This is a genomic window from Staphylococcus croceilyticus (assembly GCF_002902575.1).
GTDB lineage: Bacteria > Bacillota > Bacilli > Staphylococcales > Staphylococcaceae > Staphylococcus > Staphylococcus croceilyticus.
Genome location: NZ_PPRD01000088.1, coordinates 24,336 through 43,751 on the forward strand (window position 1 = coordinate 24,336; position 19,416 = coordinate 43,751).

Genomic DNA, 19,416 nt, shown 5'->3' on the forward strand with positions numbered 1-19,416 from the left:
GAGATAGCCCTCCTATTAAGGACGATCAAGTGACTTCGAGTTTTTATATTATTCATTTAAATTTTATCCTAAACCAAACATTTTAGTTAAAGGACCCCATGGTAAAATAATGCCTAATGCCATTGTAATAATGATTAGCACGATTGTTGACCAGAATAAACCATGACTTGCTTCGCCTTTTTTTCTTTTAGCAATCGAAACTTCTATTAAAGCTACGACACCAAGGCCACAAAGCATTTTTAACGTTAGCAACATATGATTGCCGCCACCGCCATGACTCGCTGCCATGAACTCTTGAATTAAAAGCCAGAAGCCTGAGAACAATGTTAATAACATAAATACTCTTAATGCCATTTGTAATGGTTTAAACATTGGCGTAGGGCCTTGCTTTTTAGAAATATGTAAAAATGCAATAACATATAACACAATTGTTAGAACCCAACTTACAATATGCATATGTAACAAGACAAATTCCTCCCCCATACTTATTATTACTTTCACCTTAATATCATAACATATATTGTTAATATTCTTATAATTAAAAAAGGCCACCATAACGGCGACCTTTCAGTGATTATAGAATAATAAGTTATTCGCTATCTTTAGCAATATAAGTTGTTAAAGTACCGATATTATCGATTGTAACTTTAACTTCATCTCCAGGTTGTAGGAATTGAGGTGGTTGTAAACCTGCGCCTACACCAGCTGGCGTACCAGTAGCAATAATATCACCTGGATGTAAAGCAACATATTTTGAAATTTCTTCGATTAAATCATCAATTTTATTAATCATTTGGCTTGTATTACCATCTTGACGAATTTCATTGTTAACTTTAGTAACGATATTAACATTTTCTGGTGTTGGAAGTTCATCTTTAGTTACGATGTAAGGTCCCATTGGGCAACCACCAGTTAAACTTTTAGATAAGAATGCTTGGTCTTGTGCTTGTTGTGCTGTACGGTCAGTAATGTCATTAATGATTGTATAACCGTAAATATAATCAAGTGCTAAAGCTTTTGGAATTTTTTCTCCGGCTTTACCAATAACAATACCAAGTTCGCCTTCATAGTCTAATTGGTCTGTGATATCTTTATGATTTGGAATTGTTGCTTCGTCACCAGTTAATGATGAAGCGGCTTTCGTAAATACATATAAGCGCTCTACTTCATGATTTAATTCACTTGCATGATCTTGATAGTTACGTCCAAATGCAATTACATTGTTTGGAGGCGTAACTGGAGGTAAGAATTCAATATCGTTATACGCAATTTTATAATCATCTGCTTTGCCACTTTCTTCAGCAGCAACCACAGCTTTACGTACTTGCTCTTGGAAATCTAACGTTTGGTTTTGTTGTAAACCTTCTAACAATGTTTTCGGATGGAAGTCATCTTCACCAAATTCAGCGAAAACTTGTTTTAAATCCCAAACTGCGTCTTCACGCTTAACTTTAACGCCATATGATTCAGCGTCATTATGCTTGAATGATAAGAATTTCATTCATTATCAACTCCTCATCTATATCTTAGTTCATATTATAACTTTAAACATAATTAAATCACAAATATATCTGTCTGAAATTTTAGAAATTTAGGATATTTAATTCATTTTTAAAAGTAACATGAACAAATTCAACCATTAAGATATATATTTTAGAACGCTTTAAAACATTTAATATTTAGCTTTTTATTCATCTTCATGCACGCTTATTTCTTCATATTGGAAGAAATAAAGTGAGCCTGAGACTTTCTCACCAAGTATCGTTTCTAAAGTATTTTGATAATATTTCATTTGGATTTTATATTTCTCACGTAGTTGCTGTCCTATTTCCGCTTCTGTCATTCCTCTACGTTTGTTAAATGCATCTGTTTTATAATCAACGAAATAATATTGGCCGTCTTTTAAATAAATTAAGTCAATCATACCTTGAATAATAGACACATCTTCGTCATCCTCTGGCATTTCATCAACTTTAGCTTGGTTCACTACGAAAGGTAATTCTCTAAACACTTTATCTGCTTGAGCAATCTTCATATATAAGTCACTTCTTATAAATCTCATAATTTCTTCGTATTGAATATCTTGCTTCGCATCTGCTTCGATAATATGTTTATCTACCAGACTATCAATATACTCATTTAATTCAGTTTCTGTTAATCGATTCTCTTTAAATGGTAAATGCTGCATAACTGTATGCATTAACGTACCTATTTCATTCGATTTACGTTTTTTATTCTGTCTCAAGAAATGAGGTCGTTCGTAAGTTGCTACACCAATACGATATTGTCTAACTCTTTCATAACTTGTGCCACTCTCCTCAGTTTCAAGTTGTCGTTTCAACTCAGAAACAGATTGTTTAGATGGCTTTCTCGTGTCATTAATATAAGGATACTTAAATGATAGTTGCTCATTGATTTGTTGTTTTAAATCCTCATCATTAGAGCCACTTGTTTCAATATCTTCTACCGTTCTATGTTCATTGTTTTGAGCTTCACTATAAAAAGTAAGGTCATCGAAATAAACAGTTTTAATATCTACTGAAGGATATAAACTTTCATCTAAATTATCGATAGATGTTTCAAATTGTAGTTCAGGTACTAATGATGTTGATTGATGTTTCGCTAAAATGCCGTAAATTAAATCGAACGGTCTAGTAGCAGACAAGCGTTCATGTAACGCAATATGATTTTTAGCAATTGGTAAGCGTTCAAATTTGGCTAATGTTTCTTCTTTATCAACGGTTCCAATTAATATCAATTGCTCTTTTGCACGTGTTAATGCTACGTAAATTAAGCGCATTTCTTCAGAAATTAATTCTTTCTCAATCATGGATTTAATCACTACTGAAGATAAAGAAGGAAACGCAATATTTTCTTCTAAATCATAGTAATCCATACCTAAACCAAACTTTTGGTTAAGTACTAAAGGATGGCGTATATCGCCTTTATTAAATTGTTTTGAGAGCCCTGAATAGATAACAAATGGGAATTCTAGCCCCTTACTACTATGGACTGTCATCATTCTTACCACGTTGTCATTAGGTCCAATTACGTTTTCCTCACCAAAGTCTTTATTACGTTCAATAAGTTCATCAACAAATCGAATAAATTGATATAGTCCTCTGAAACTTGAATTTTCAAATTCAATCGCTTTATTAAATAAGCCGTATAAGTTTGCGCGTCTGCCTTTTCCACCTACTAAACCACTGAAGTACTGGATAACATAATGGTCATTATAAAATTTATCGATAAGTTGATACACAGGGTGTTCTTGACTATAGTCTTGATATTGTGACAAGTCATCTAAGAAGCGTTGTAATTTTTCTTTTAATGCTGGTTGCGCATTATCGTCTTGAAGATAATGCATGATAGATTGATAGAAATAATCATCGTAAGGACTTATAACTCGAATTTGTGCTAGTTCATCTTCTGTAAATTGATAAATGACTGAACGCATTAAGCCCACTAAATAGATATCTTGTAGTGGATTGTCCACCGTTCTTAAAAATGATAGAACGAGTCGCACTTCTGTTTGTTCAAAATAACCTTCTTTGCTTTTAACGTGAAACGGAATATTGTGATCTTTAAACGCTTGTTGCAGGTTACGAGCATTACTTAATCCACGCTCCAAAATAACAATATCTTTAAATGTAGCTTGACGATATGACTCCGTTTTTATGTCATAGACAAGTTTGTTCTCAATGATATCTTCTACTTGTTTGACAATATACTGCGCTTCTTGTTCAGATTTCTCTAAATCATTATCTTCGCTACTAGATTGAATAAGCGCATGCAATTCCAGTGGCATGGATTTATCTGAATACTTTGTAGCACCAAAATACAATCGTGCATCAGCATCATAATTAATTTCGCCCACTTCTTCATCCATCATATGGTCAAATAAATAGTTTGTTGTTGATAAGACTTCTTTACGCGAACGGAAATTTTTGGACAAATCGATACGTAACCCTGTTTGATTCCCAACTTTGTCAAAACGATTATATTTATTCATAAATAATGTAGGATCTGCCTGTCTAAATTTATAAATAGATTGTTTAACGTCCCCTACCATAAACAAATTACCGTTTGATTCGTCGCCACGTTTAATAGTTGAAATAATCGCTTCTTGCACTTGGTTTGTATCCTGATATTCATCAATTAAAATTTCTTCAAATTGTTGACGGTAGTCTTTAGCAACATTTGACGGATTTCCTTGTTCATCAGTTAATATTTGCAATGCAAAGTGTTCATAATCAGCAAAGTCTAAAACATTACGACTTCGTTTCTTCTCAGCAAAATCACTAATAATATCTTTAACTATTTGAATTAAATAATGAATACGAGGCCCTAACTTATTCATATCTGCTTTTAATTCTTCTACAGAACGCATTAAATATTCATTTTTAACTTTATCGAGTATTTTTTTATACTCATCATAAAATCCTTTAGCGTCTACTAAAGTTTGAGGGTCAATACCCTCCTCTTCATTTTCAGTTTTAAGTTTTTTAGAAATTTGAGGCAACTTCTCTGGTGTATAGTTGATAATCATCTCACGATTAACAACGCTACCTTCCATCATTTTGGCGCATTTTGCTTTTTCTAATTTCATTACATCAAGATGTTTTTCTGTTCCAATGCTAATAGAAAAATTATTATCCGCTTCTAATAATGAGTCATAGGCAGCTCTAATATAAATCAACGCTAATCTATTAAGTTCTGCAATATACTCTTGTTGCAATTCTTCATTGTCATATAACTCCGTTAATGAATCTAGCCATGCAAAAGGCGAAGGATTTGCGATACTAAAATTATAAAATCGTTTTAATATATCTCTAAATTGGTCATCATTACGGTCACTAGACAATTGTTCAACTAATGTAAGAAATGCACTATCTGGGTCTTCATAATGTTTTTCTAACACTTCATCAATAGATTGTTCTAATAGTAGAACATTTTCAACATCACTAATCGTTCTAAAGTTTGGATCTAAATCAATCACATCATAATGTTGTTGAATAATCTTTAAACAAAAACTATGCAGTGTTGAAATTTGGGCTTGATGAATCTTAATGCGTTGATTTTTAAGATGTTCATTATCAGGTTCTTGTAAAGAGGCTTGTTGAATGCGTTGTTCAACTCGATGTTTCATCTCTCTCGCACTTAAATTAGTAAAAGTAACGACAAGTAATTTATCAACATCTATGCTATCTCTAAGAATTTTTTGAATAATACGTTCAACTAATACTGCTGTTTTACCTGAACCGGCAGCAGCTGCTACTAAAATATCTTGCCCACTAGCATATATACTTTCCCACTGGGCATCTGTCCACTGAGCATCTTGTGGCTTAACAGGTATATTATTCATCGTTATCCCCACTTTCTAACTCCACTTCTTGGATCGCTTGTATTGGATCAATAGATTCATCAACGTGACGATAGTGTTTACTATCAATAATACTATCGACGTGACAAACGGACTGAAAACTACAAAATTGACATGGTAATTGATTATCAAATTTTAATGGCGCCACCTCAGTATGCCCATCCATAATATTTGAAGCAGTTTCAATAAAGTTATCTTTGTTATGTTTGATGAATTTATGAATCGTTGTTTCATCTGCTACACTGCTTCCTTTGGCATTAAAACCGCCGTCTTTTTTCAGTGTAATCGGTACAATGTCAGATTTAGGTGTCGTATCTAAACGAATATCCATAGCATCTACAACATCTGCATCACTGTTAACTAAGCCTCGTAATTTATATTCTTGAAGGAACGCTTTATCTAATGCTTCTTCTTTTAGAGCATCATCAACCATTTCTCCCCAACGTTTAAATTTAAGCCGTTCATCATGAACATGGAAGTACAACAATCCACCAGGCTTAACTTCTTCACTCAAACCTAAACGTTGCGCATTTTGTAAAGCGATATCCATATAAGTCATCATCTGCATTTGCTTACCATAGTATACTTTCTTCAAATTCAAGTTAGCACTATAATTAGAAGACTTATAATCTATAATATTGATAAAACTTTTGTTGTTTGTCGTATACGTATCAATACGGTCTATTTGACCACGAATATTCACCGGAATACCTTGTTTCGTAATTAGAGGTTGAGCTATTAATTCTTCTTCATCTCGTGGTGTTTTTCGGAACCCTGTTTCAAAACGTTGTGGTCTGAATTTAGTATGTTCATTTTGGTAACGTAACGCTTTTAATGTACTTTCTACAATTACGCCAATACGTTTAGAGACATAACGATAATATGCATTTGAATCCATTAAATTGAATTGGATGTTTGGTAATACATTTTCTAAAGCTTCAAGTGTTAACGCATGAATTCTTTGATTATCAAGATGTTTAAAATCGCCATTAATTTTATCCGAAATATATTTTAAAGCGGTATGGAAAATGTTACCTAAATCAAACGTTTCTAATTTATACTTCGTACGTTCATTTAGACGTAATCCATAATTGGCATAATGTTGGAACGGGCAATCATTATACCCTTCGAAACGAGACACACTAGCATTAATAGCCTTACCATACAATGATGTCGCTAAATTTTCATCTAATTGTACCGTTTTATTATCATACGTTAATGCAGTTAATAAATAATTTAGCCCGTCGTTTAAATCGTCATTATCCCGCATAACTTGGTACGCATCTAACCATACTTCTGCGACCATCTCATCTTCTAACCATGCTTTAAGCGCTTCAAATAATGTAATTTTAGTTTGGTGAGGGTGTTCCATAAGCGTTAATGGATGCGCGTTATGTTCATAATGGATGTTAGTTACTTCAAGACCATTATATAATGCTTGAATTTGGTTCAAGAATGGACTTTTTTCTTTTTCGTCTCCTTGCACACCCATTAAACTATATGAAAATGTTACCTGTTCACAAGCACGTGTCATAGCAATATAACAAACAAAAGCTTCGTCCATTTGTAAAATGTCAGAAGTAGGACTTAATTCCACACGTGTTTGTTCCTCAAATACTTTCTTTTCCTCATCTGTAATTAAACTAGAAGAAGAAACTGGTTGAGGTATCGCACCATCGTTCATGCCTACCATATAAATATGTTTTTTATTATCAACTTTAGCTAAATCCATCGTACCAATACTCACTTGGTCCAATGTTTGAGGTATCATTAAAAATTCTAACTGTTCTAAACCAATGTCGAATACTTCTAAAAAGCGTTTTAATGTCATTTCTTCCTCATCAAAGACAATGACTAAGTCATCTAGTATTTGAATTAAACCATTCCAAATTTGGTCGATCTCTTCAGCTGCTTCATGGTAACCATCTACATCTAATTGGTCACGGTGAGCCATCAAATATTTAGGTATATCGAATGACTCCATCGTTTCATAGAAAGCGGTCGCAAATCCTTTAACATGATGTGCATCATTCATTGCTTGTTCAAAACGCATTATTTTATTAATCATGTCATTTTTTAGTTGAACCACTTGTTCAAATGTTGCTCGCTCTTCTTCTGTTAATTTATGTTCTTTGCGTCCCATTTTTGTAAAATTATCAATGCTAAATAACTTTTCATCTAACCAACGTTTACCATAGATGCCACGTTCAACAACAAAATTTTCTAGTAAATCAATTAAATAATCACTATTTTTAAAATGATTAGATAAAATATTTGTCTTAAATAAACGCATCATTGGACTAATATTCCAATTGGTTTGAATAACTTCGAGTAATGATCGCACCATTTCCATAATTGGATGATGCGTCATTGATTTCTTCACATCAATATTAAATGGAATGTCGTACTGAGGTAATACGGAATCAAATAAATATGCATAGGCTTCATCACGATATAAAATAGCAATATCTTGATATCTGAAGTGTTTATCACGTGTATCTTTAATAATTTGTCGCGCTATTTCATTAACCTCTTCACGCATACTAGAAGACTCTAGAATATTGATATGACCTTGATAAGTAATTGGGTTAATTTGTAACGCGTCAAATTGTTGTTCAAGTTGAAGTAAATCTTGATTGTTAAAGCGATATTGTTTCTTGAAATAAATTTCGTTTAACTCAATATGTAAATCATTGGCAATTTCTTTTAAATGCGTTAGAACTTCGGATGGCTTTCTAAATAAGCTAAAAGGATCTTCATTGCCATCAGTTGTAAGAAGAACTGTCACTTTTTTAGCATTTTGTACGAGTGCCTTAATAATTTGGTACTCAAGTGTTGAAAAGTTATAGAAACCATCTATATATATTTCTGCGCGTTTAAGCCACTCAGATTGAGGCATAATTTGAATAAAATGATTCAAACTATCTTCAGAAGTAATAAATTCACCTTGTAAACGTTCCTCAAAATAATGATATATGAGCGCAATATCTTCTAATTTGTGACGTGTTCTTGTTTGAAGGTCATTCTCTTGTAGAAATAAATCCAAATGTTCAGGTGTAACTGAATATTTTTTAAAGTCTTGGATTTGTTCACTCAATTTCTCACTAAAACCATAATAGTTCACTTGAGATGTATATAGTTTAAGCTCTGATTTATGTTGTTGAACAAGGTTATAAATCATCATCTCTGTTCCAGCTTGAGTTAAGCGTTCCTCTGTTAAGCCCCCAACTTCTTGAAAAATTCTATAACTCAATCGTTCAAAGTGTAAAACTTCTGTTCTTAAACTTCCATTTAGTTCTTTATCGTTAACAAATGATTGTTCTAATTGAAACGTACTTTGTGTAGGTGCGATTAAAATAATTGGATCACCTAGTGGATCTTGTTTCATTTGACTTTTAATATTATTAATCATTTGATGTGATTTACCAGTACCTGCTCTGCCAATATAAGCATTCAATTCCATTAATCCCCACTCCTTTAATGTTATTTTAACATAGAACATACGTTCCCTAAAACAATTTATAACTTCATTTATAAAATATAAAAAAGTGGGATGGAATTCATTGTGTTGAATTCTACCCCACTCCAAATTTACCTATTATTTTCTGGATTAAAATTAAATTTAAGGTCGTTTAAAGGCCAAAATCTAAATGAAACTTTACCAACAATTTGATTTTTGTCTATTAAACCAAATGCACGACTATCTTTACTTACTTCTCGGTTATCCCCAAGTACTAAGTATTTATCTTTAGGAATAACATTAGAATTTGGATTCGCATTTGTTAAATCTTTTGTTTCAAATGATCCTGTAATATATTCGCCTTGTTTACGTTTCTCATTATAATCTAAATAAGGTTCGTCCACTTTTTTACCATTGACATAAAGCTTATCATCTTTATATATAACGTTATCTCCAGGGACGCCAATTACACGTTTTACATAATCATCTTTTTTATTGGCATGGAATACAATGACATTCCCTTTTTTCACATCTCCAACTTTATATCCAAGAATATTCACCATCACGTGTTGACCATCTTTTAGAGTTGGATCCATTGAGTCGCCTTTAATAGTATATGATTTAGCGACAAAGTTGACCATTACCCACACAAGTAATAGACCTACCGCTATAGCGACAATCCATTCGATTATTTCTTTTTTCAAATATAACACCTCATCTACTTGTTAAACCGATAGGTAAATTCTTTAAATGGATAATACTTCAAACTTACATCGCCAACAATATCTTTGTCCTTGATTAAGCCATAAGTTCTTGAATCGGTTTTTTTATCACTGTTATCGTTTAATACAACATACGAATTAGGTGGAATGATATCTCCATTAAAATTATTCAAATCGCGTAATGCTAAATTATTAATATCTCTATTTTTAGCATAATTTTTATTCACTTGTCTATCGTCTCGATATAATTTGCCATCTCTTACTTCGATTGATTCGCCCGCTTTTCCAATAATACGACTAAAATGAAGTTGATGATTCTGACGATACATGACGATATCACCGTCATCTAATAAATTAAATATCACTTTCGTTTTATTAACGATGAGACGATCATTTTTATTAAGTACCGGTGCCATTTCATCATTGGTTACTACTGCTCCTCTAACAATAAAGGTTTGAATAAACAATACAAATATGAAGGCAAATATTAAAGGCACAATCCATTTCAATATCTTTCGCACATCATCACTCCTCGTCAGCACCCATAAAATGTTTTTCCACTCTTTTTCCAATAAACCATAGTGCCACTGTGACTATAATTAGAGCAATTGCACGTATTGGATGTGTTAAAAATGTTGTAACTTCTTTTCCCATCACTGCTAAAAAAGTGATAGATATTAATTTAGAAAAAAGTAATATCAAAAAGTAATATTTTGCTTTAATATGTGATAAGCTTGCTACGAAATTGACAAGCGTATTTGGCGTAAACGGAAAACACATTAAAATAAAAATAGGAACAATACCTTGTCTATCAATGAAATGTGTTAATTTCTTTACCGATTTTTTTGCTCTAATCTTTTGCATAAAATGAGCGTTAACAAATTTTCTGCAAATATAAAAAACAGTGTAAGTTCCTGAAACAATACCTAACCAACTAATCACCGTTCCTATTAGAAAACCGTACGCATGAACATTCATAATAACGTATAATGTTAACGGAAGTACAGGTACAATAGCTCTCAAATAGAGTATGATGAAGCCTGCGAAATAACCTAATTCTTGTAGTATATTAAACCATTGCTCAATTTGATGGAACACTATCGCATCGAATCCTTCCTTAATATTAATTACATTCTGTAACGCTATTATACACGAAATATTTTACATATATTATGCTAGAAATCTACCTTTATCACAATAAATCAGTCACAGGTAGTAGCCTCAACTCATCCCTTAGATTTAAATATAATAGCATGGCAGAAAAAAGTCGATATGGAAATAGCACCATATCGACTTTAACTACATTAGGTGTATTAAATTGTAGTTGAATTTAACTTCTATAAACGATCTTCTAATTCTTTTTTCTTGTCTTCATATCCAGGTTTACCAAGTAGAGCAAACATGTTTTGTTTATATGCTTCTACACCTGGTTGGTTAAATGGATTTACGCCTAATTGATAACCACTCATAGCGCAAGCTAATTCGAAGAAGTATACGACATAACCAAATGTTTCTTCATCTAATTGAGGAATATTAACTACTACATTTGGAACGCCTCCATCAGTATGTGCTAATAAAGTACCTTCAAATGCTTTAGTATTCACTTCATCAATTGTTTTACCAGCTAAGTAGTTTAAACCATCTAAATCATCACTATCTTCTTCAATAGTAATGTCGTGTTTAGGATGGTTCACTTTTACAACTGTTTCGAATAAGAAACGACGACCTTCTTGTACATATTGACCTAAAGAATGTAAGTCAGTAGTGTAATTTGCACTTGATGGATAGATACCTTTGAAATCTTTACCTTCAGATTCACCGTATAATTGTTTCCACCATTCATTGAAATATTGCATAGAAGGCTCATAGTTAATTAACATTTCAGTAGTATAGCCTTTGCTATAAAGAATGTTACGAATTGTAGCATATTGATAAGCAATATTTTCATCTAAATTATCAGATGATAATTCTTTACGTGCTTTGTTAGCACCAATCATAATTGATTCGATATTGATACCAGCCGCTGCAATTGGTAATAAACCTACTGCAGTTAATACAGAATAACGGCCACCTACGTCATCAGGCACAACAAATGTTTCATATCCTTCATTGTCTGCTAATTGTTTTAATGCACCTTTCGCTTTGTCAGTCGTAGCGAAGATACGTTGTTTCGCTTCTTCTTTACCATATTTATCTTCGACTAATTTTTTAAATAATCTAAACGCTACAGCCGGTTCAGTTGTAGTACCAGATTTAGAAATAACATTAACTGAGAAATCTTTATCAGCTAAATAGTCTACTAATTCTTGTGTGTAGCTTGAAGATAAGTGATTACCTACAAAGACAATTTCTGGAAATTCCGTATTATTGCGGAAAGCTGGAGTTAACATTTCAATTGCCGCACGTGCACCTAAATATGAACCACCAATACCAATCACTACTAATACATCTGAATTTGATTTAATACGTTTAGCAGCTTCTACGATTCTTGAAAATTCTTTTTTATCATAATCTTCAGGTAAATTTACCCAACCTAAAAAATCATTACCAGCGCCAGTTCCTTCATGGATAGTTTTATGAATCGTTTTCACGATATCTTTTTGTTGATCTAATTCATGTTGTCCGAAAAATTCTAAAGTTTTACCATAGTCTAATTGAATATGAGTCATTAAAAAAAGCCTCCTGATTTCCTTATTAATTTAATTCTACTAACTTTAACTCCCCTATTCAATTAACAAGACTGTCAATTCACAAATATCTGTCATATTAGTCAATATTTAGTCACTTTTCGCTAAAAAATAAAATGAATATTTCTTATTTGTTATTATTTTAAAAAAATCCTCAAAAGTCTTTAATTTAAAAGCTTCAAACATACTTAAAGTTCAATACTTAATCCATTTTTATGTATAATTATGTAAAAAAATGGTTTTATTTTCATTGTACTTCTGTTAGTATGAAGTTATATTAATTTTCAGAAAAATTATGAGGTGAGTATATGAAAAATAAAATTGTTCTAGCATATTCAGGCGGATTAGATACAAGCGTTGCAGTCAAATGGCTAATAGATAAAGGCTATGATGTAGTAGCCGTATGTTTAGATGTCGGTGAAGGTAAAGATTTAGATTTAGTACATTCAAAAGCTTTAGATATGGGGGCTATTGAATGTCACATTATTGATGCAACAAAAGAATTTAGTGATGACTTTGTGAGTTATGCGATTAAAGGAAATTTAATGTATGAAAATAGTTACCCACTCGTTTCTGCATTATCTCGTCCCCTTATAGCTAAAAAATTAGTTGAAATTGCTGAAAAAACGCAATCAATCGGCATTGCCCATGGTTGTACAGGTAAAGGAAATGACCAAGTGCGTTTTGAAGTAGCAATTAAGGCGTTAAATCCTAATCTTAAATCATTCGCACCAGTGAGAGAATGGGGATGGAGCCGTGAAGAGGAAATCGATTATGCGATTAAGCACGGTATTCCAGTTAGCATTAATCATGATTCTCCTTATTCAATCGACCAAAACTTGTGGGGTCGCGCAAATGAATGTGGAATTTTAGAGGACCCTTATGCAGCACCTCCTAAAGATGCCTATGATTTAACAGCTGAATTAGAAGATGCACCTGACACACCTGAAGAAATTATTTTATCATTTAAGAATGGTATTCCAGTTCAACTCGACCATCAAGATTATGACTTAGACCAATTAATTCTTAAATTAAATGACATTGCCGGCAAACATGGTATCGGACGTATTGACCATGTTGAGAATCGTTTAGTAGGTATTAAATCTCGTGAAGTATACGAAACACCAGGTGCTGAAGTTATTATAAAAGCGCATAAAGCACTTGAAACACTTACCTTAACTAAAGATGTCGCTCACTTCAAACCTGTTATTGAAAAACAATTTGCAGAACAAACATACAACGGATTATGGTTCTCACCTTTAACAGATAGTTTAAAACAATTTATCGATAGTACTCAAAAATACGTTGAAGGTGACGTAAGAGTGAAATTATTTAAAGGTAATGCGATTGTTAATGGAAGAAAATCGCCTTACACTTTATATGATGAAAAATTAGCAACTTATACAAAAGAAGATGCCTTTAATCAATCTGCAGCGGTAGGATTTATTGATATTTATGGCTTACCTACTCAAGTAAATGCTTACTTACATGGAGGTTATAGTAATGAGTAATAAAGCGTGGGGCGGACGTTTTCAACAGCAACCTGAAGAATGGGTTGATGAATTTAACGCTTCAATAGACTTTGACCAGGCATTATTAGATGAAGATATTCAAGGTAGTATTGCTCATGCAACAATGTTAGCGAATCAACATATTATTTCTAATGAAGATAAAGAAGCTATCATCGAAGGCCTAAAAGATATTCAACATGACTTCCATCACCATAAATTAGAATTTAAAAAGTCACTTGAAGATATACATTTAAATATTGAACATGAATTGATTCAAAGAATTGGTGATGCTGGCGGACGATTGCATACGGGTCGTAGTAGAAATGACCAAGTAGCTACTGACTTACACTTATACGTTAAAAAAGAAGTTCAAGAAATCCAAGCGCTTATTCGTTCATTCCAATCATCAATTTTAACACTTGCGCAATCACATGTAGATACAATTATGCCCGGTTATACGCACTTACAACGCGCCCAACCTATTTCGTTTGCACATCATATTATGACTTATTTCTGGATGCTTGAACGTGATGATTCACGTTTCACTGATAGTATGAAGCGTATTGATATTTCACCATTAGGAGCAGCCGCTTTAAGTGGAACTACTCACCCTATTGATAGACATGAAACTCAAAAGTTGCTCGGCTTTGAATATATTTATGAAAATAGCTTAGATGCTGTAAGTGATCGTGATTATATAGTAGAAACATTGCATAATATTTCATTAACAATGGTACATTTATCACGTTTTGCGGAAGAAATTATTTTCTGGTCTACCGATGAAGCGAAATTTATTACACTGGCAGATGCTTTTTCTACTGGGTCATCTATTATGCCTCAGAAAAAGAACCCAGATATGGCAGAACTGATTCGTGGTAAAGTTGGACGTACTACCGGTCATTTAATGAGTATGCTTATTACATTAAAAGGCTTACCACTTGCTTACAACAAAGACTTGCAAGAGGATAAAGAAGGTTTATTCGATTCAGTGCGTACAGTAAAAGGATCGCTACGTATCTTTGAAGGCATGCTTAATACATTAACAGTCAATACTGATCGTTTAAATGAAACAGTACATCAAGATTTCTCTAATGCGACAGAACTTGCGGACTATTTAGTAGAAAAACAAGTACCGTTTAGAAAAGCACATGAAATTGTAGGAAAAATTGTCTTCGAATGTATTCAACAAGGTATATATTTACTCGACGTATCACTTGAGCGTTATAAAGAATTAAATGAGGCTATCGATACTGATGTTTATGATTATTTAAAACCAGAACGTTGTCTCAATCGTAGAAAAAGCTATGGGTCTACTGGTCAAGATGCAGTACGTCAGCAATTAAAAGTAGCCGAAGATATTTTAAAAGTGAAATAATTCAAATCAGCCTCCCCCTACCATACGCTAATACGTATGTATAGGGGGATTTTTCTATATTTTACGTTAATTATATTGAGTAATTTTTAAAATTTTAAGAGTTACGATAAGCTTTCGCTAAGAGACTTCCTTTCAAAATAGGGCTTTGCTAAATTTGAGATGTACTTTAAATTTGAAAGGATGGATTTTTTTGAAAGCAACAAAAAAAGCAATAACCTCAAGTTTAACTGTCGCTAGCTTAGGGCTCACTATTTTACATACGCCAGTTGAAGCAAGCGGTGCAGGTACGGGCCCTCTCTCTTCAACAACATCTGCAAATAATTCTCAAGCAAACCCAAATAATCAAACTCAACAAGTTCCCGTTAATACGCACTATCGCACGGATAATCCTAAATGGACTACAAACTTAACAGGCGAACGATTTAGTACAATTGCCCATCGTGGCGCAAGTGGCTATGCTCCAGAACATACATTTTATTCTTATGATAAAAGCCATAACCAATTAGGTGCATCTTATATCGAAATTGATTTACAACGTACTAAAGATGGTCATTTAGTAGCTATGCATGATGAAACGGTAGACCGCACTACAAATGAAACTGGTCGAGTTGAAGACTATACTTTAGCCGAGTTAAAACAACTTGATGCTGGTTCTTGGTTTAATCAAGCAAACCCTCAATATGCGAATGCTAAATATAGCAATGCTAAAGTACCAACATTAGATGAAATTTTATCACGTTATGGTACTAATGCGAATTATTATATCGAAACTAAGACACCAGATGTCTATCCTGGAATGGAAGAGCAATTACTCGATACCTTAAAACGTCATAATATGTTAACTTCAGATGCTTTAAATAATGGCCATGTGTTAGTACAGTCATTTTCAGAAGCAAGCTTACAAAAAATGCATCATTTAGCACCTAGCGTTCCATTAATTCGATTATTAGATAAAAATGAATTACCTCAACAAAGTGAAGCGGATTTACAACGCATCCGTTCATACGCAATCGGTGTTGGTCCTGAATATAGTGATTTAACTGCGCAAAATACAACTCATCTAAAAGATTTAGGCTTCATTATCCATCCTTTCACAGTTAATGAGGTTGCTGATATGAAACGACTTAATCAATACGGTGTAGACGGTGTATTCACTAACTATGCAGATCAATATAAAGCAGTCTCAGCTCAACAATAAAATTTAATTTAGTTCGAAGATTATAAAATTAAAACACTAGTTATTATCACTACATTTGACCTGTAGTCACATAACTAGTGTTTTATTTAGAATGATAGTATGGTCTTAACTCATTACTTTTCCAAGAATTTTACATAAACTTTTGTTATAAAATAACTCATCTATTCAAAGATGAAACATGAAGAGAATCAGAAAGTAGCATAAATATAAAATAATATTTCTTACATGATGAGCGATTAATAAATTAACACTTGCGAAAGTAAAAATCCAAACATCAACTAAACAACGCTATAACTTGTTTCTATTTTATAACAAGCTATAGCGTTTGAAAGTTTATTTTGTATAAGCTTATGCCCAACCACGGTAGCGTGCTGCTTCTGCAGTACGTTTAATACCTACGATGTAAGCTGCTAATCTCATATCAATTTTTCTGTTTTGAGCTAATTCATAAATTGTATCGAAAGCAGTTACTAATTTTTCACGTAATTTTTCATTAACTTCTTCTTCTGTCCAATAGTAACCTTGGTTATTTTGTACCCATTCGAAGTAAGATACTGTTACACCACCAGCACTTGCTAGAACGTCTGGTACTAATAAAATGCCACGTTCAGTTAAAATACGTGTAGCTTCAGGTGTAGTTGGACCATTTGCTGCTTCAACTACGATATCTGCTTTAATATCGTGTGCATTTTTTTCAGTAATTTGGTTAGAAATCGCTGCTGGTACTAAGATATCACAATCTAATTCAAATAATTCTTTATTAGAAATTGTATTATCGAATAAGTTTGTAACTGTACCAAAGCTATCACGACGATCTAATAAGTAATCAATATCTAAACCTTCTGGATCATGTAATGCACCGTATGCATCAGAAATACCTACAACTTTTGCTCCCATATCATATAAGAACTTAGCTAAGAAACTACCTGCGTTACCGAAACCTTGGATAACTACGCGTGCATCTTTAACATCAATTCCTCTACGTTTAGCAGCTTGTTCAATTGCGATTACAACACCTAATGCAGTTGAACGGTCACGACCTTGTGAACCACCTAATACGATTGGTTTACCTGTGATGAAACCAGGAGAGTTAAATTTATCTAATGCACTGTATTCATCCATCATCCAAGCCATAATTTGAGAGTTAGTAAATACGTCTGGTGCTGGAATATCTTTTGTTGGACCTACGAATTGAGAAATTGCACGTACATAACCACGTGATAAGCGTTCAACCTCATGAATACTCATTTGACGTGGGTCACAAACGATACCGCCTTTACCACCGCCGTAAGGTAAATTAACAATACCGCATTTTAAAGTCATCCACATTGATAATGCTTTTACATCATCTTCGTCTACGTCTGGGTGGAAACGTACCCCACCTTTTGTAGGACCTACTGCATCGTTATGTTGCGCACGGTAACCTGTAAATGTTTTAACTGTACCATCATCCATACGCACTGGGATGCGAACTTGTAAGAATCGTAATGGTTCTTTGATTAGTTCGTACATACCATCGTCAAATCCCAATTTGTGTAATGCTTCTTTAATAATACTTTGTGTAGAAGTCACTAAATTATTATTCTCAGTCATGTTCACTTTCGCCTCTTTTTTAACAAATGATTTCGCTTTCATACTTATTGTAACATAAGTGATTGCTTTTTAAAGGGTTTTCAAAATGAATGTTACAACTTTTTGAACTTATTCAAAAACACTTCTAATTCTGTCTAATGCGTCATCTAATTCTTCTTTAGAAATTACTAATGGTGGCGCAAATCGAATCACTGTATCATGTGTTTCTTTACATAGTAAACCTTTTTCTTTTAATGCTTCACAGAAAGGTCTAGCGCTTTCATGCAATTCAACACCAATAAAGAGGCCACGTCCACGAACTTCTTTAATTGCTGGGTGTTCAATTTTTTGTAATTCTGATTTGAAGTATTCGCCTAATTCATTTGAACGACCAGGTAAATCTTCGTCGATAATAACATCTAATGCAGCAATTGATACGGCACATGCTAATGGGTTACCACCAAATGTTGAACCATGTGAACCTGGTGTGAACACATCTAACACTTCTTTGTCAGCTAATACAACTGAAATTGGTAACACGCCACCGCCAAGTGCTTTTCCTAAGATATAAACATCAGGCTTAACATTATCCCAATCTGTTGCAAATAATTTACCTGAACGGCCTAAGCCAGCTTGAATTTCATCAGCGATAAATAAGATGTTGTGTTCATCACATAAATCTCTAATTTCTTTAAGATAACCTTCAGGTGGAATATTAATTCCCGCTTCCCCTTGAATAGGCTCTACTAAGATAGCTGCTGTGTTATCATTAATTGCTTCTTTTAGTTGATCAACATCCCCGAAATCAACTTTGCGGAAACCATCTAATAGTGGACCATATCCACGTTGATATTCTGCTTCAGAAGATAATGATACTGGCGCCATAGTACGACCATGGAAGTTACCATTAAAGGCAATAATTTCAGCTTTATTTGGTTCAATATCTTTCACATCATAAGCCCAACGACGTGCAGCTTTCAATGCTGTTTCAACCGCTTCTGCACCTGTATTCATTGGTAATGCTTTGTCTTTACCAGCTAATTTACAAATCTTTTCATACCATGCACCTAAATTATCACTGTGGAACGCACGTGATACTAAAGTGACTCTGTCTGCTTGATCTTTTAATGCTTGGATAATTTTAGGATGACGATGTCCTTGGTTAACAGCTGAATAAGCTGATAACATATCCATATATTTATTACCTTCTGGATCAGTAACCCAAATGCCTTCTGCTTCTGCTACGACGATTGGTAGTGGCACGTAGTTATGTGCTCCAAAGTGGTTTGTTAATTCAATGATTTGTTCTGACTTAGTCATAATATCTCCCCTTTGCTTAAATTATATTAAAACTAATGGCCATACGTGAGCGGCTTTCATGTTTAATACATAGGCATACTTCTCCTTTTTTGAAAAATGAAAATAGAATTAGTCTACTTTTTTAAAGAAGTACACATGTTGTGAAAGCCCTTACAGATATAATGACATATTACATTGTATTTTTACAA

At 33.3% G+C, this 19,416-nt stretch carries 13 protein-coding genes; 3 read left to right on the forward strand and 10 right to left on the reverse strand.

All coding sequences use genetic code 11. The annotated features are described in order from the left end of the window. Window positions 1-63 precede the first annotated feature (63 nt). The 8 genes from CD128_RS09980 to CD128_RS10015 form a co-directional block, all read right to left on the reverse strand. Window positions 64-465 (reverse strand): YisL family protein, encoded by a 402-nt coding sequence (locus CD128_RS09980; protein ID WP_103329764.1) that lies wholly within the window; start codon window positions 463-465, stop codon window positions 64-66. A gap of 124 nt (window positions 466-589) precedes the next feature. Continuing rightward, window positions 590-1,501: a fumarylacetoacetate hydrolase family protein gene (locus CD128_RS09985; RefSeq protein ID WP_103329765.1), complete on the reverse strand. Its 912-nt coding sequence runs from the start codon at window positions 1,499-1,501 to the stop codon at window positions 590-592. A gap of 186 nt (window positions 1,502-1,687) precedes the next feature. Further along, entirely contained in the window at window positions 1,688-5,365 is a 3,678-nt protein-coding gene (gene addA, locus CD128_RS09990) for a helicase-exonuclease AddAB subunit AddA (RefSeq protein ID WP_103329766.1), read from the reverse strand. After that, complete coding sequence (addB, locus tag CD128_RS09995; protein ID WP_103329767.1) at window positions 5,358-8,846, reverse strand: helicase-exonuclease AddAB subunit AddB; 3,489 nt, start codon at window positions 8,844-8,846, stop codon at window positions 5,358-5,360. Before addB ends, addA begins: the two co-directional genes overlap by 8 nt. 128 nt (window positions 8,847-8,974) lie before the next feature. After that, window positions 8,975-9,547: a signal peptidase I gene (gene lepB / locus CD128_RS10000; RefSeq protein WP_103329768.1), complete on the reverse strand. Its 573-nt coding sequence runs from the start codon at window positions 9,545-9,547 to the stop codon at window positions 8,975-8,977. Window positions 9,548-9,561: 14 nt separating this feature from the next. Next, complete coding sequence (lepB, locus tag CD128_RS10005; protein WP_103329769.1) at window positions 9,562-10,086, reverse strand: signal peptidase I; 525 nt, start codon at window positions 10,084-10,086, stop codon at window positions 9,562-9,564. Window positions 10,087-10,090: 4 nt separating this feature from the next. After that, the gene (locus CD128_RS10010) at window positions 10,091-10,666 is read right to left on the reverse strand and encodes a TVP38/TMEM64 family protein (RefSeq protein ID WP_231917300.1); all 576 of its coding nucleotides are present in this window, start codon (window positions 10,664-10,666) and stop codon (window positions 10,091-10,093) included. A gap of 236 nt (window positions 10,667-10,902) precedes the next feature. After that, window positions 10,903-12,234 carry a glucose-6-phosphate isomerase gene (locus tag CD128_RS10015; RefSeq protein WP_103329771.1) on the reverse strand — a complete coding sequence of 444 codons (1,332 nt, stop codon included), beginning with the start codon at window positions 12,232-12,234 and terminating at the stop codon, window positions 10,903-10,905. A 326-nt stretch (window positions 12,235-12,560) separates the two neighbouring features. Here CD128_RS10015 and CD128_RS10020 point away from each other — a divergent pair, with 326 nt between their 5' ends. The 3 genes from CD128_RS10020 to CD128_RS10030 all read left to right on the forward strand — a co-directional run bounded on the left by CD128_RS10020 (window position 12,561) and on the right by CD128_RS10030 (window position 16,336). Then, window positions 12,561-13,763: an argininosuccinate synthase gene (locus CD128_RS10020; protein WP_103329772.1), complete on the forward strand. Its 1,203-nt coding sequence runs from the start codon at window positions 12,561-12,563 to the stop codon at window positions 13,761-13,763. Further along, window positions 13,756-15,138, forward strand: a complete 1,383-nt coding sequence (gene argH / locus CD128_RS10025; protein ID WP_103329773.1) for an argininosuccinate lyase — start codon at window positions 13,756-13,758, stop codon at window positions 15,136-15,138. The genes CD128_RS10020 and argH overlap by 8 nt, the downstream gene beginning before the upstream one ends. 250 nt (window positions 15,139-15,388) lie before the next feature. After that, window positions 15,389-16,336, forward strand: a complete 948-nt coding sequence (locus tag CD128_RS10030) for a glycerophosphodiester phosphodiesterase (protein ID WP_462803924.1) — start codon at window positions 15,389-15,391, stop codon at window positions 16,334-16,336. Between the two features lie 348 nt (window positions 16,337-16,684). Here the strand turns inward: CD128_RS10030 and CD128_RS10035 are convergent, their stop codons facing one another. Continuing rightward, window positions 16,685-17,929: a Glu/Leu/Phe/Val family dehydrogenase gene (locus CD128_RS10035; protein ID WP_103329775.1), complete on the reverse strand. Its 1,245-nt coding sequence runs from the start codon at window positions 17,927-17,929 to the stop codon at window positions 16,685-16,687. A 108-nt stretch (window positions 17,930-18,037) separates the two neighbouring features. Further along, complete coding sequence (locus CD128_RS10040) at window positions 18,038-19,228, reverse strand: ornithine--oxo-acid transaminase (protein ID WP_103329776.1); 1,191 nt, start codon at window positions 19,226-19,228, stop codon at window positions 18,038-18,040. Window positions 19,229-19,416 lie beyond the last annotated feature (188 nt).

Bases quoted from the DNA above. Each gene is read 5' to 3' on its own strand.
- CD128_RS09985 (WP_103329765.1), bottom strand. From the start codon at position 1,501: ATGAAATTCTTATCATTCAAGCATAATGACGCTGAATCATATGGCGTT.
- addA (WP_103329766.1), bottom strand. From the start codon at position 5,365: ATGAATAATATACCTGTTAAGCCACAAGATGCTCAGTGGACAGATGCC.
- addB (WP_103329767.1), bottom strand. From the start codon at position 8,846: ATGGAATTGAATGCTTATATTGGCAGAGCAGGTACTGGTAAATCACAT.
- CD128_RS10015 (WP_103329771.1), bottom strand. From the start codon at position 12,234: ATGACTCATATTCAATTAGACTATGGTAAAACTTTAGAATTTTTCGGA.
- CD128_RS10020 (WP_103329772.1), top strand. From the start codon at position 12,561: ATGAAAAATAAAATTGTTCTAGCATATTCAGGCGGATTAGATACAAGC.
- argH (WP_103329773.1), top strand. From the start codon at position 13,756: ATGAGTAATAAAGCGTGGGGCGGACGTTTTCAACAGCAACCTGAAGAA.
- CD128_RS10035 (WP_103329775.1), bottom strand. From the start codon at position 17,929: ATGACTGAGAATAATAATTTAGTGACTTCTACACAAAGTATTATTAAA.
- CD128_RS10040 (WP_103329776.1), bottom strand. From the start codon at position 19,228: ATGACTAAGTCAGAACAAATCATTGAATTAACAAACCACTTTGGAGCA.